Annotated in this window: 11 protein-coding genes; 9 read left to right on the forward strand and 2 right to left on the reverse strand. The window is 47.8% G+C overall.

What is annotated here, in order from left to right:
• The first annotated feature begins 136 nt into the window (after nt 1-136).
• The 7 genes from GZ78_RS12120 to GZ78_RS12150 all read left to right on the forward strand — a co-directional run bounded on the left by GZ78_RS12120 (nt 137) and on the right by GZ78_RS12150 (nt 7,730).
• Nucleotides 137-979: a DUF5718 family protein gene (locus tag GZ78_RS12120; RefSeq protein WP_034835775.1), complete on the forward strand. Its 843-nt coding sequence runs from the start codon at nt 137-139 to the stop codon at nt 977-979.
• 139 nt (nt 980-1,118) lie between these two features.
• Nucleotides 1,119-1,910: a TetR/AcrR family transcriptional regulator gene (locus GZ78_RS12125; RefSeq protein ID WP_034835778.1), complete on the forward strand. Its 792-nt coding sequence runs from the start codon at nt 1,119-1,121 to the stop codon at nt 1,908-1,910.
• Entirely contained in the window at nt 1,876-2,991 is a 1,116-nt protein-coding gene (locus GZ78_RS12130; protein ID WP_034835780.1) for an NAD(P)H-dependent flavin oxidoreductase, read from the forward strand. The genes GZ78_RS12125 and GZ78_RS12130 overlap by 35 nt, the downstream gene beginning before the upstream one ends.
• Nucleotides 2,992-3,032: 41 nt before the next feature.
• Nucleotides 3,033-3,839: an enoyl-CoA hydratase/isomerase family protein gene (locus tag GZ78_RS12135; RefSeq protein ID WP_034835784.1), complete on the forward strand. Its 807-nt coding sequence runs from the start codon at nt 3,033-3,035 to the stop codon at nt 3,837-3,839.
• Between the two features lie 99 nt (nt 3,840-3,938).
• The gene (locus GZ78_RS12140; protein ID WP_034835786.1) at nt 3,939-5,525 is read left to right on the forward strand and encodes an AMP-binding protein; all 1,587 of its coding nucleotides are present in this window, start codon (nt 3,939-3,941) and stop codon (nt 5,523-5,525) included.
• 11 nt (nt 5,526-5,536) lie between these two features.
• The gene (locus GZ78_RS12145) at nt 5,537-7,006 is read left to right on the forward strand and encodes a hypothetical protein (RefSeq protein WP_034835789.1); all 1,470 of its coding nucleotides are present in this window, start codon (nt 5,537-5,539) and stop codon (nt 7,004-7,006) included.
• Between the two features lie 124 nt (nt 7,007-7,130).
• On the forward strand, nt 7,131-7,730 hold the full coding sequence (locus GZ78_RS12150) for a hypothetical protein (protein WP_034835791.1): 600 nt from the start codon (nt 7,131-7,133) through the stop codon (nt 7,728-7,730).
• A gap of 133 nt (nt 7,731-7,863) precedes the next feature.
• Here GZ78_RS12150 and GZ78_RS12155 read toward each other — a convergent pair whose 3' ends face one another.
• A complete protein-coding gene (locus GZ78_RS12155; protein WP_152558679.1) occupies nt 7,864-8,466 on the reverse strand; it encodes a hypothetical protein in 603 nt (200 codons plus the stop codon).
• 74 nt (nt 8,467-8,540) lie between these two features.
• On the opposite strand from GZ78_RS12155, the gene GZ78_RS12160 reads away from it, so the two are divergent.
• Both GZ78_RS12160 and GZ78_RS12165 read left to right on the forward strand, forming a co-directional pair.
• Entirely contained in the window at nt 8,541-10,013 is a 1,473-nt protein-coding gene (locus GZ78_RS12160) for a hypothetical protein (protein ID WP_152558680.1), read from the forward strand.
• A 320-nt stretch (nt 10,014-10,333) separates the two neighbouring features.
• Nucleotides 10,334-11,884, forward strand: a complete 1,551-nt coding sequence (locus GZ78_RS12165; RefSeq protein ID WP_034835797.1) for a hypothetical protein — start codon at nt 10,334-10,336, stop codon at nt 11,882-11,884.
• Between the two features lies 1 nt (nt 11,885).
• On the opposite strand, the gene GZ78_RS12170 is transcribed toward GZ78_RS12165, so the two are convergent.
• Nucleotides 11,886-13,457: a hypothetical protein gene (locus GZ78_RS12170; RefSeq protein WP_034835799.1), complete on the reverse strand. Its 1,572-nt coding sequence runs from the start codon at nt 13,455-13,457 to the stop codon at nt 11,886-11,888.
• Nucleotides 13,458-13,554 lie beyond the last annotated feature (97 nt).

A 13,554-nucleotide genomic window follows, 5' to 3' on the forward strand; every position in this document is an offset into this window, starting at 1 on the left:
ATCCGCGACCAGACTTCGTCTCTCATGCGAAAGAGCCTATGGTATTTCTGCTTTCTGGTTGAGTGAATCCCGCAATCGCAGGCCGAGATCAGTCGGAGTAAACTTCATACTTTAAAGTTTAAGATCAGAAGTAATCATGCCTTACAAAAATATGATAGGTCTTGGGGTTGCCGGTAACTTTGCCGGTCATCTGGAGCAGGCAGGGGAAGCCTCTGACTTTCAATCAGTAAAAGTCTCTGAAGCCATTCAGCCCAAAGCTATTTTCCCTTTCTATGTCCCTTCTGAAGACTCCGGATTTTTGTCTACCTATCCGCTGTCGAATGACAAAATCACGATGCCGGAAACGGATGGTTGCCTGCAGATCGAACCAGAAGTAGCTCTGATCTGTGACATTCAGTACAGCATTGATGATCAGACTGGAGAGAGAACGGTTTTGGCACTGACTCCAAAACAGTTCGCAGCTTACAACGACTGTTCTATTCGCAAACCCAATGCCCTCAAAATCAGCGAAAAGAAAAACTGGGGCGCTCATACCAAAGGCATCGCCAGTACGCTGCTTGAACTCGACAGCCTGGAGCAAGGTGGCACACTGGATCGTTTCAGAATCGCCAGCTACCACAAAAAAGAGGGGGATATCTTCCGGTACGGTGAAGACAGCCCGACGGTGGGCTACAGCTATTTTCACCAGAAGTTGCTGGACTGGATTGTTGAGCGCATGAATCACCAAAAAGATACCGGACCAGCAGAAAATATTGCCTCACTTCTGGCTAAAGCCAATTACCCTGAACAGGCGCTGATCAGCATTGGTGCTACCCGTTACACCGATTATGGCGAGTCACATTTTCTGCAACCCGGAGATACCAGCATTGTTGTCGTTTATGACGGAGAGCTGTTCCACGAAGAAGAAATTCTGGAGATGGCCGCTCTGAACGACTTTCCTGATACGGGCCTTTCTGCCCTGATTCAACACGTCTGCTAATCCATTCCTTTAAGAAAACCAGGGAAGGTTTTCTGATCCCTCAGAAATAATTTTAATTGCATTCTATTTTTAGAAAGGTATTCTAAATATCCACAGCCATGAGCTGTACTTCATAAATCGTGATGTAGCGGATACCTGTATGAGTCTGAGAGAAAAAGGCAAAGCCCGAAGAAAACAACAGATTCTGGATGCCGTGGTTACCCTTCTTCAGGCGGAAGGTTTCAGTGCACTCTCTACTTCACGTATCGCAGAAGAAGCCGAGGTCAGCGTTGCAACGCTCTATAACCTCATGGGCTCAATCGACAACATTCTGGATGTCATTGTTGAGCAGCTGTTTACCGAATTTGAATCAGCCTACACTCATATCACCCGTGATCTCGCGCCACTTGCCATTATTGAAGGCGTCAGTGAAGCCGCTTACAGCTTCCTGAAAAAAGATGAGTCCAAGTACAAAGCTGTCCTGAAAGCGGTTTTCCAGATCAATGTTTCCAGAGAACTGACAGTTCCTGTTTTCCACACTGCCCAGAACAATCGCACATTGTTTATTAGTGCTATACGACAGTTACAAAACAGTGGAGCCATGCTGCCAGGACTATCGCCTCAGCTACTGGCTGAACAAATGTTAATTACTCAGGTAATGTTGCTGGAAAACTGGTCAGCCGGGGTTATCAACCTGGAGCGCTTTAGACTCACCAGCAAATTCCACTTTTTACTGTTAATCAAAGCTTGGGCCAGCCCAGAACTGAACATCGAATTACAACAAAAAATATTGGAGATTCAAGGCAGTATCGAAGCTCTTATGGGATCGAGTGACGCGCAAAAGCGCAGACCTCAGGCCACGAAAACGGGCCAGAACAAAACAATAAAAACAAGAAGTGAAAAAGAGGTACTTTCCTATGAAGACCGATCTCTGCAAAAAGCTGGGTCTTGATGCCCCTATCTTTGCCTTTACCCATTGCCGTGACGTTGTCGTTGAAGTGAGTAAAGCTGGCGGCATTGGTGTTTTCGGTGCTGCAGGCTATACCCCGGAACAATTAAAGCAGGAATTGGACTGGATTCAGGACAAAGTAGGCGACAAGCCTTTCGGTATTGATGTCATCATGCCCAACAATTACATGGGAGACGAAGTTCCGGACCTGGAGGCCATGATTCCTGAAGAGCACAAAGTCTGGGTGGAATCGGTCATGCAGAAATACGACATTCCTCCTCTTCCCAGAGACCTTGATGGTGACAGCTATCACAGTGTCAACGGTTCCGACATTGGCTGGACACACAAAATCTGTCGTCAGCTTCTCGAAGTCGCCTTTGAATACCCCAACCTGAAAGTGATGGTCAATGCCCTGGGAACACCTCCTCAGGATATTCTGGATACCTGTAAGGAAAAAGGTATTCTTGTTGGCGCTCTGGCAGGCAAGGTGAAGCACGCTGTTGCTCACAAAGAAGGTGGCCTGGACTTTGTTGTGGCTCAGGGTCATGAAGCCGGTGGCCATACCGGTAAAGTCACCACAATGGTTCTGATTCCCCAAGTGGTTGATGCCGTGCACCCCATGCCGGTACTCGCAGCAGGCGGTATTGGCGGAGGCCGTCAGATGGCTGCGGCCATGGCACTGGGTGCTGAGGGTGTCTGGTGCGGTTCTGTCTGGCTGACCTCTCCAGAATCTGAGGTGGAACCCCTACCCAAACGCAAACTGATTGAAGCCACCAGCGAAGACACCGTTCAATCCAAAATGATCAGCGGTAAACCGGCTCGAATGCTGCGTTCCAAGTGGACAGATGAATGGGAAAGTGAAGAATGCCCCGGCGCACTGCCTATGCCACTACAGGGCATGCTGGCCCAGGAAGCCCACATTCGAATTGCCCGAGCACAAAATGAAGAACTGGCTTTTTACCCTACTGGCCAGATCGTCGGCATGATGAATGAAGAAAAAGGCTGCAAAACTATCATGTACGACATGCTCAATGAGTACCTGGAATCTCTTGAGCGTCTCAATGGACTATTGGAAGAAGCCTGAGCCTGAGCCTGAAATAGCATAAAAAAATAAGGAATACCCGCATGGCAGCCGTAGAATTTAAAAAAGAAGGGCATATTGCCTGGATCACCATTAACCGCCCCGAAGCCAAAAACACTCTGGATGCAGAGGCATTCGTCAATCTCAAGGAAGCCTGGGATCAGGTTCGTGAAGACGACGAAATTCGTGTAGCTATCCTGACCGCAGAAGGCCAGGAAGATTTCTGCTGCGGTGGTGACCTCTCCGGTGTCATTCCCCTTTGGATGGGCACCAAACAGCCAGAAACCGACATCGAACAAAAACTACTGGCTGATCCACAGACTGTGGATAAAGTCATGCTGAAAGCCGAACCTGTGTATAAGCCCATCATTGCAGCGATTAATGGTCGTGCCTTGGGTGGTGGTTGTGAAATTCTTCAGGCGACAGATATTCGTATTGCCGCAGACACCGCCACTTTTGGTTTGCCAGAACCTAAACGCGGAATTGTTCCGGGTGGCGGCTCCATGGTTCGTCTGGTGCGCCAGCTACCCTATGCTCATGCCATGAAACTCCTGCTGACGGGTGAACCAATCAATGCAGACACAGCTCAACAGATTGGATTAGTCAGCGAAGTCTGCCCTGCAGCTGACCTGCAAGACAGAGCCAAAGCTCTGGCTGAACAACTTGCCCAAAATGCTCCTCTTGCCCTTCAGGCGATCAAACGTACTGCTCTGGAAAGTTATACCGACGACTGGAATGCTGCGTTTGAGAAAGAGACTCATGAATCCGCCATGATCATGATGAGCAAGGACGCCCGCGAAGGGACCAAAGCGTTCAAGGAAAAACGACAGCCTGAATTCACCGCAGCCTGAGCAGCTAAACCAACAGAAAAGAACAGGAAGTGCAGCGTAGCGAATCACAAAAATATTGAACAACTGCACCTCCATAATAATAAGGAACAGGGAATCACTATGTCTCAGAGTATCTACGAGGCGGCCAGGGCTCAGGCCTCGGTTGGCATGGAAATCGCGGCCATTGCTGAACACGCCCCCGAGCGCATCGCTATCTTCAGTGAACTGGGCAATCTGAGCTTCAGTGAGCTCAATGGACAGGTGAATAAGCTATCTCATTTACTCCGCAACAGAGGCTTCAAAGAAGGCGATGCCCTCGCTCTCTGCTGCAGTAATCGTCCGGAGTTTGTTGTCGCAGCCCTCACTGCTCATCGATTGGGTGGACGACTGACTCCGGTCAACTGGCATCTGTCTGCTGATGAAATCACCTATATCGTCAAAAACTGTGAAGCCAAAGCTTTCATTGCTGACACTCGTATCGCCGACAAAGTCACTGACGCCATCAGCGACAACAACTTGCTTTCTGTCAGCCTTTCAGTAGGAGGGACTATTGACGGTTATGAAAGTTGGGATCAGGCGCTGTCTGGCCAACCAGAAACTAACATTGAAAATCCCGTTCGTGGAACCATGATGCTCTATACCTCCGGCACTTCGGGTCGTCCCAAAGGTGTACTACGGAAACAGCCAGACCCTGAAATGGCTGCAGGATTACAGGATCTTTTCACCATGGTCTTTCAGTATCAGCCCGATGCAGGCACTGATCGTTCACTGGTCACAGGTCCTCTTTATCACGCAGGGCCCTTCAATCTTTGCATGATGACCCCGCTGGTTTCCGGAATCAGTATCGTCATTATGGACAAATGGGAGGCTGAGCCAAGTCTGAACCTGATCGAGCAGCATCGAATCACCCACAGCTTTTTTGTGCCCGCCATGTTTGTCCGCCTGCTCCAGCTGAAGGAGAGTGTTCGCCAGCAATACGATGTGTCTTCCCTGCGCTTTGTCATTCACGGTGCAGCACCCTGTTCTATTGAAACCAAGCAAGCCATGATGGACTGGTTTGGCCCGATCATCTGGGAAATGTTTGCCGGAACGGAAGGACCAGGCACCATTGTCAGTCCTCAGGAATGGTTGGATAAACCAGGTACTGTGGGTAAAGCGGCTCCAGGCCAGATCCGGATTCTGGATGATCAGGGTCAGGATCTGCCAGCCGGCGAAGCGGGTCGTATTTTCCTGAAAAACCCGGAAGAAAGCCGTTTTGAATATTACCAAGATGAGCAGAAAACCCGGGACGCTCAATATAATGGCTATTTCACTGCCGGTGATATTGGCTACCTGGACGACGACGGATATTTATTCCTGACTGGACGAAGTGCTGAGATCATCATTTCCGGTGGCGTTAATATTTATCCACAGGAAATAGACGACGTAATTGCACTGCATCCAGCTGTAGCTGATGTCGCCTGTGTCGGCGTTCCTTCTAAAGAATGGGGTGAAGCGGTCAAAGCCGTCGTACAGCTGAAGTCCGAAGTCTCCTCAACAGAACAACTAAGCACTGAATTGATCGATTTTGCCAGTGTCCGTCTGGCTCGCCAGAAGCTCCCGAAAAGTATCGACTTTATCGAAACGCTTCCCCGTTCTGAAGCGGGCAAGGTTCTGCGGAGAAAAATCCGGGAAACCTACTGGGCAGACATTGAGAAAAAAATATAAAGGCAGCCGTAATGACAGAACTCAATCCAAATACGCCCGTCCTCGTGGGTATTGGCATTATTGAACAACGCATGGATGACCCTTCTAAGGCGAAAGAAGCCTGGCAATTAATGGCCGATTCCGTGTCTGCTGCAGCTTCTGACGCTCAGGCAGAAAGCCTGCTGAAGGACATCGACAAAGTCTATGTTCCACAAAGCCTCTGGCCCTACTCGGATCCGGGTCGACTGATTGCCGATGAAGTCGGCGCCAGTCAAGCCAAAACGGTACTGGGTCAGATCGGTGTGCTTCAGCAAACCCTGATGGGTGATGCCTGTGAAGCCATTCAAAATGGCGACATCGATGTTGCTGTTGTCACCGGTGGTGATGCCAAGTACCGCGAGTTGATTGCCCGTTTTGGCAATATTGAACTGACCGACACCCAACAGACTGAAAAGCCGGATGAAGTTCTGGAGCCAGAAGCAGAACTCTGGCTGGAAGAAGAAACCGGAGCAGGTCTGGGAATGCCCGTGGGTTATTACGCCATCATGGAAAGTGCTTTTCGTCACAGTCAGGGGCTGAGCATTGATGAGCACCGGGACAAGATTGCCGCCATGTACAGTCGCTTCAGTGACATTGCGGCCGACAATCCCCATGCCTGGAAGCCCAAGCATGTCGATGCAGATTTTATCCGCAATCCGTCGGATAAAAACAAAATGCTGGCCTTCCCATACACCAAACTGCACAACACTTCCTGGAATGTGGATCAGGCGGGCGCTCTGTTGTTCTGCTCAGTTGCAAAAGCTGAATCTCTGGGCATTCCCAAAGAAAAATGGGTGTTCCCATTAGCCAGTACCGAGTCCAACTCCATGACCTGTGTTTCCCAGCGCCCGGAATTGCATCGTTTACCTGGTGCTGAGCTATGCGGAGAAAAGGCACTGGAAGTGGCCAACATCAAAGCGGAAGACGTGGCTTTTCTGGATTTATATAGCTGTTTTCCTGTGGCAGTGGAGACTTATGCCAATGAATTAGGCGTCTCTCTGGATCGCGACCTGACTGTCACAGGAGGTATGCCATTTGCTGGCGGCCCCCTGAATAACTACGCCATACAATCCACCTGTCGTATGATAGAACTTCTTAGAAACAATCCTGCAGAGTACGGCCTTGTCTCTTCGGTTTCAGGAATGCTGACGAAACAGGCTTATGGCTTGTGGTCTTGCCAGCCGGGCAGCAACGAGTTTGCCAACATTGACGTCACCCCACGGGTGAAAGAACGCACACCACCGGTTAAGTTGGATAACAGCTACGAAGGTGAAGGTGTTATTGCTGGCTATACCGTCATGTATCAGGGAACTGAGAAAACCCGGGCTATTGCCGTTATTGATCAGCCTTCTGGCAAACGTTCCGTCTGCTTCAGTGACTTACCGGAGTTAATGGAACAGATGGAGCAGGAAGAGTTCTGCGGTAAAACGGTATCCATCCGTCAAAACCAGTTCTCTCTTTAATCCTCAAAAGACCTGCAGCCTCTGCAGGTCTTCAATGAACCTTTCCTGAACAAAAGCAAGATACTCAAAACTCATTACGATTCTCATCTAGGTTTCTTTCATCCACAGTATGAGAGTTTTAATCATGATTCCTGTTGTTCGTTCTTCCCTTTGCCTTATCGCACTCAGCCTGCCTGCTCATTTGATGGCAGATTGTGATATCCCTTTGGGTAAATACACCGCAGCATGGACGGGTCATGCAGATAAACACAGCGTCAAAAAGCTGAATTCAGCGACCACTGAGTTAGTCATCAGAAAAAAGAAAAATGATGAGGAACTGATCTTTGACTGGACCCTGAAACTTGAACCCAGCGATGACAAGCAGGAGATTTATGACTTGGGCAAATACGGCACCGTCACTTGTGAAGACCATACCTTAAGTCTTCAGTTCTCTACTTTTAGAGACAGAGCCTACAACGAGGCCGGTTTGTTGACCTTCTGGATGTACAACATCAAGGACATTATGCTCAGGGAGAAAGGCAGCAAGAAAGGGACTGTTCTCACTTTTGAATTCCAGCCGGACGCCCAGAACAGCCAGAACGGCAAAATGGTCAGTTTAACAGCCAACACCTATTTTGACTTTTTTCACCGGGCAAAATCACGCCACCTCTATCTGAAACAATCTGAAGAACAACCTTTTGTGCTCAACTGGAACGGCCCAGTACAGAATGATAATGATGAATAATCTGTAATAGACACAAATGATTTAGAGTGGCTACAAGGCAGCGAACGAAACACCCGTCATCTACCAATGAGTAGGTGACGGGTGTGAGTACAGACAGCTCAATAGCAAATTCAAAGACGGTGGGCTCAGGTATTTATTGAACCTGGCCTTTATACAAAGCAATGCGATAACCACCGGTCAGGCTTTGAGAGGTTTCGCTCACCAGCTGGCGATTGTGGGTATTCAGATTGCCATAGTCATTCTTTTTGACAGACAAAATGCCGTTAACGCCCTTGTCCTTGTTTTTGCTTTTCATGTTGCAGTAGACGACAACGCCATCGGTTGTTGTCGCCAGACTTCTTGGCGAGGGTGCTGCACCATCCGCAATCAGAACATGAACATCTACTGTTTCGCCTTTAAGCGAAGTCTTGAGGACTTTATGACCATGATCCAAGCAAATATCAATGCCAAACTTAAGATTCTTATGAGTAAAGGTATTGCCTTTACCTTTGGTTTTAAAATCGCCTTTCGACTGATAGTTGTCATTACCCACTTTGTATTTCTTCAGGATAATATTGCCGCCAAACAGAATCGGGCAGACATTGTAATACTTCCTTGTTGATAGGCCACGAGCTTTGGAATAGGCAATACTGCCCGGCACAATCAGAATGTTAGGGTATTTGCGTGAAGAAGCCTGAAGCTTGGTATAAAGGCTGTGCTTGTCATCACATCCCTGTTTTGATTGGAGAAACAACAAAAAGTTCTTCCTTCTTCACAGTTATTTGTCTGCAAGCCGATTTTACTTATGACAATCTCAAAGGTAATATCGCTATGGATGGAGCAGGATCATCGAGCCTTTCGGGTATACCGAGAAAAAGAAAAACTCAGCCTACCGGAGCTTCAGAAGAAGAATCCGGCAAGCGGGCTAAAACCTCGGCATCAACCAAGAAAAAAACACGACAGCCAAGAACGAAAAAGGTACCCGAGAAACCTGCATTACACCGTTCTGCTGAAAGCATGACTCACTCCCAACCCGTCACCAATACTCGACTGGAAGAAGCTTTTTCGGGTTTGACAGAAGAGCGACTAAAAGAGATTGTCTCTAAAGAAGCCAGTCTTTGTATCAAGAACAACGATACTCTCGCCAAGGCGGTCAGCCATCTCAATGGTAACTTTAAGCAGTTCAAAAATTTCAGCTGTGATGGAGCCATGTTGTTTGACTACATGGAGCGACATCAAATACTGGATACTCAAGCCTACCACCACTTAATCCCCCTTGAAGTTGCTATCCTGAAAGCCGCCTGTCAGCCAGATATTCTGGATCAGTTTTTCCTGGCCTGGTGGGAAAGCGGCCGAAACTTTCAGAAGGTTTATTCCTTCGCTAAAGGATCACTCCCCAATCTGAAAACCAGCCCAGGGGAAGAATGGCACCCAGTGGACATCCTCAACAACTCACCTTCCCTGAAGCAGCGTCTTGAAGCACTGGATGACACATCCCTTACAGCACTTTACAGCGCTCACCGACAGAAGAAGATCAACGAGACCGGCCGACTGCTACTTTGTGCCCACACACAGGTGAAAGCACTTGAACTCTACCTCACAGGAAAACTGGAAACAGGTAATAGCCTGAATGCCATAGCGGCGACCCTTAGAAAAGCAAAAGCACCTGCCGACCTGTGCAACGGCAGTGACTGGGGAGTACTGATGCTGTTTCGGTGGCTGGAGCCAAGACTGGAGCCTGAATCTGAGCTATATGGACTTCTGGTCGATGAGCTGCCAATCACAGAGTTGTCACGATCTGGGCCTGTCGCTGATAACTACGACTATGCCCTTGCCTGCATCATCAAAAACTGGGTTAAAAAAAATGGTGCCTTGAGTAATTTTATCCAGCACATAAGCACTAAGGGCGTGTTATTACCCGAGTGGGCCAACAGCTGGAAGAGCCAAACTATCGGACACCTGATCACCAGTCATTTTGATATCAGAGGCTTCTTTCCAAACTCTCTAGCACTGCTGACGGCAGACTATAATTCCACAGTTTCAAAAACACGTCGAGAGCAACTGGGGACAGAACTTCTGGTTCGAGCCTGTGCCAGAGAACCAGGAGCTGTTAAAGCATACATTAACTGTCGACTATTCATGGGTGAAGAGCACCGCGCTGCAGATGAGGAAGGCCTCAGGGAAGACAGCCGGAAAACAGATTGTGAACAGATAGCCCTGGCCTTGAATAATCAGGGAATCTTCTGTCCTTTGAACCCGGGTGGCCGCTGGATTGGTGAGCTTGTGGATAGCTTTGTCAGTTAATCTGCCCTGACCAGCACTGTCCCTTCATACCCAGCCAGAACACCAGCCAGAACAATAGAGGTAAAGAGCTAGCGAGAAGCCGACAAGTGCCCAACCGACTGTTTCTATTCTTACTGCTTTCTCTGTCACCTTGATGAGCAAGGAACTTCAGATAAATTCATAGCGCCTTTATGTAATATGCGGGTATTCCATTCTACCCCAAAAAACAGCCTTGTCAGTGTGACTGTCAGGTTTGTTTGAACCAATGAACTAAATACATTGTCTAACTTTCGAATATTCAGATACTTATTGGTCAATAGGCCAGTGAAAAGGAGTTTGCTGTGCAAAATCTTGATGCCTGCTCCCCCTCTATACAAGCGCCTCAGACTGACTCTTCTACAGTCATACAAGAAGATGCAGCTCGGTTCGCACATAAAAAAACTTCAGAGGTAGAAGTAAAGAACCAACTGCCTGAAGCCTCTCGCCAGAAGCCCGTTGCTCCCACCAGCCCAGTCCAAATGGTTGAAGATCACGCCATTGTTGATCTGAGAAAAATCCCGCTTTATCAGCTGCTGATGCCCGAATTCTTTTTTTCAGAATCTTTCTGCAAACACCTTGAAGCCTTCAGGCACAGAAGCATTGAGGAGCTGGAGCAACGTTTCGACCAGACGGTAAAAACGATGAGATTGGGTTCAAAACATACAGCACTCATTCAAATGACCAGGAATGCGATGCTAAGCCTCTCCAGAATGGATAAATCTATTGCTCCCCTCAATAAGCTCGGAGCTCAATTCCGCGTTCATCTTGCCAAGGTGGGTATCAATACTAAAGAGATCAGCGACCGCGCTTTTCATTCTACGGACTTTCGTTTGTCGACCTCCATGTTGAAACAATTGGGGCTTTTTGAAAAGCACAAGACCATGAAAGAATGCTTCGGCTATCCCATGAAGCCTTCTCTAAAGTTACCCTGCACTCTGGATCCTGATCCGGAATTCAACCCAGAGCTTTATGACATATTCTGCCAATTCCTCAGTGACCAGCTCAGGGGGACCACTCATGATTTCCCTGTCAAACTATCTGGTTATGTACCCTCTAAATTTGCGGATCCCGAAGCCTCTACCAGGGGCTATATGGACAGTTTCTGGTCATTAAATATGAGCCATGGAAACCTCTCTCATCTCCTGCAGCTTTTTATTCAAAAAGATACCGGACATATGAACAGTGATGTTCTGAAATGGATCATCAAAAACGACCTTTGGACACTGATTATGGAATTCAACAGTTTCCTGTCATTTGATGCCTTCACAGTGGCGGCGCCACAAGATGACGACCTGAAAATATTGGAAAAACTGGGACTGGAAAGTCCGGTAACGACTCCGGCCAGGATCTCCCTGATCGGTTTAAGACGAGCCCTTCTGGGCAACTCTCCGGATGCCCTGCATACCAGAATGTTCTGCAGCGAGTTTTCATTGGCAATAAGGCAATTAAACAGTCAGCTTTCTCCTGCAGACCGAGCCCTATTTATTCAGAAGGTTCTCCAGCAACCTCCTGGTCATAGTGATGAAGATAACATTCGCATACTTCAGCAGGTTGAAAGTAATCTGAAACTCATCGAGTGGATCATTCAAAACAATCAATTGATAACCTTGAATGAAATTTCCAAATATCTGGGTCAACCCCCTGAAACTGTTCTAACACAAGATAATGCACTGAATGGCCAGTTTTCAACCGGCACGCCCCAGGTAGAAAAATGCGTCAGAGAAGATGCCAGACGAGACATTGCTAATGGTAAAAAAGTGTATGGCATCAATGACCGGGGAACGATAAAAGTAAAACTGGAACGTCACTCTAAGCTGGAAGAGTACACATCCTTTATGGTATATCCGGGTTAAGTCAGTCTCGATATACTACAAACGACTGATATTTACTCAAGTCCGAATGCCGATCCAATACTTTCTCTTTGGTTGATCCCGGTTTGATACCCAAGACCCTTCGACCTTTTGCCAGATGTCTCCGAGCTTTCTCCCTGATAACAGGCTCAGCCTTGTCCTTCCCCATAAAGCTGTAGGTATCACTCAAATCTTTGAACAGCTCATCGGAAGACGGAAGCCCCATAAAGCTCGCTATGTTGTCCATACTCTTCAACTGTTTATGGGTAATGCAGCTCTCCAGTGCCGTGAGGTTTCTTGCAACATCCCTCAGTAATGACTTGTTCTGCAAGTCAGAACCACAGGGGTTCATTCCCAGAACCCTGGTAATCAGTTCTACCCTTCCTTCTGCATCCAGATCGTTAGACAAACATTCTATGGCCTGAGAAAACTCTCCTGCCAGGAAGAATCGATGCATAAAGCTGGGGCCATTGGCACACAGAGCAGCTTCTGCTCCCTGGAAATTAATCAGGGAAATATCGAGTTCATTCGGATCCTTTTCCAGCGTTCGAGCCATATGTTTATCTTCTGAGCCAGGATCAAGAATAGAGTACCCATCACAGGCAGGTACATAGATCCTGTCCAAAACCCATCCCCAAAGCCCATGATCAACCAAATAGGCTAATGAATCCTTATCCAGAATACCGGCCTCGACGAGCAGGACTAACTGGATCAGATGAGTCTCATTACCATGCAGAAAGTTGAGGGACCAGTGGCTGTCAATAAAGCCACTGCCTCTGACTTTTGGGTTTGCCACTTTAGAAGGTACAAAGCCCAGCAGTTCACATAACGGCCCCTCTATTCCTGCAGCTTTCAACTTTTCTCGCAGGAATGCTTGCAAATGCCTGGATCCTTTTAAGTCAGTGTGGTCTTCCCCTGGCTTTCTTTTGGGGATACGAAGGGATTGCTGATTGGCAAACTCAAGAGCTCCAGGTGAATTAAGGTATTCTTTGCTTTCGAGCAGGATGGTTTGTCTTGCGGTATATCTTCTTTCTTCTACGTCACAGAAATCTTCCACTGCTGTTTCAGGATAAGGTTTTTCGGTCTGCTGATGATAATAGTCCCTGAATTCAAGACCCAAACGCGCAAGAGGCCCCACCAGTTGCCGAATATCCGACAAGTATTCCAGAGCCACCATTGCAGTCATCGCTTGTGGTGATTTGGCCATAACCTTTTTGGGTAACTCATTCATATGCAGACGGCAAAAGTTACTCCGGCTTCGATGCTGATTAGCAGCCATATAACGCTCAAGGTGAGCACTGAAATTGGTATCAGGGAAATAATGCCCCGGCATCATTAACTTGCAGAAGGGTAATTTTGTGAGGTCAATGACCGACTTATAGGCCAGCCTGCCATTACTCAGCTCTTTAGCATCCAGCTCACTGAATACAGTTTTACCTATTTCAAACTCTTTCGCAGATGACTTCGTCACCGATCGCCCAGACATTGAGGCCTGCCCAGCGTCCTGAGGAGCAGGGTTCATAACTGGAGGGACAGATACGTCGAGATAGCCTTCAAATTCAGTCGGAAAGGTCAAGAGAGAACTCCTTTTCTCATTTAACTGGTCTTTTGACTTCTTCTGCCTGTCCTGTGTTCATAACAAGCCTGTCAGGCATTCTAACAATCAACGTCTG

It is taken from the genome of Endozoicomonas numazuensis (assembly GCF_000722635.1).
Taxonomy (GTDB): Bacteria; Pseudomonadota; Gammaproteobacteria; order Pseudomonadales; family Endozoicomonadaceae; genus Endozoicomonas_A; species Endozoicomonas_A numazuensis.

Coding starts and splice junctions, on each gene's coding strand:
- GZ78_RS12120 (WP_034835775.1), top strand. CDS start 137: ATGCCTTACAAAAATATGATAGGTCTTGGGGTTGCCGGTAACTTTGCC.
- GZ78_RS12125 (WP_034835778.1), top strand. CDS start 1,119: ATGAGTCTGAGAGAAAAAGGCAAAGCCCGAAGAAAACAACAGATTCTG.
- GZ78_RS12130 (WP_034835780.1), top strand. CDS start 1,876: ATGAAGACCGATCTCTGCAAAAAGCTGGGTCTTGATGCCCCTATCTTT.
- GZ78_RS12135 (WP_034835784.1), top strand. CDS start 3,033: ATGGCAGCCGTAGAATTTAAAAAAGAAGGGCATATTGCCTGGATCACC.
- GZ78_RS12140 (WP_034835786.1), top strand. CDS start 3,939: ATGTCTCAGAGTATCTACGAGGCGGCCAGGGCTCAGGCCTCGGTTGGC.
- GZ78_RS12145 (WP_034835789.1), top strand. CDS start 5,537: ATGACAGAACTCAATCCAAATACGCCCGTCCTCGTGGGTATTGGCATT.
- GZ78_RS12150 (WP_034835791.1), top strand. CDS start 7,131: ATGATTCCTGTTGTTCGTTCTTCCCTTTGCCTTATCGCACTCAGCCTG.
- GZ78_RS12160 (WP_152558680.1), top strand. CDS start 8,541: ATGGATGGAGCAGGATCATCGAGCCTTTCGGGTATACCGAGAAAAAGA.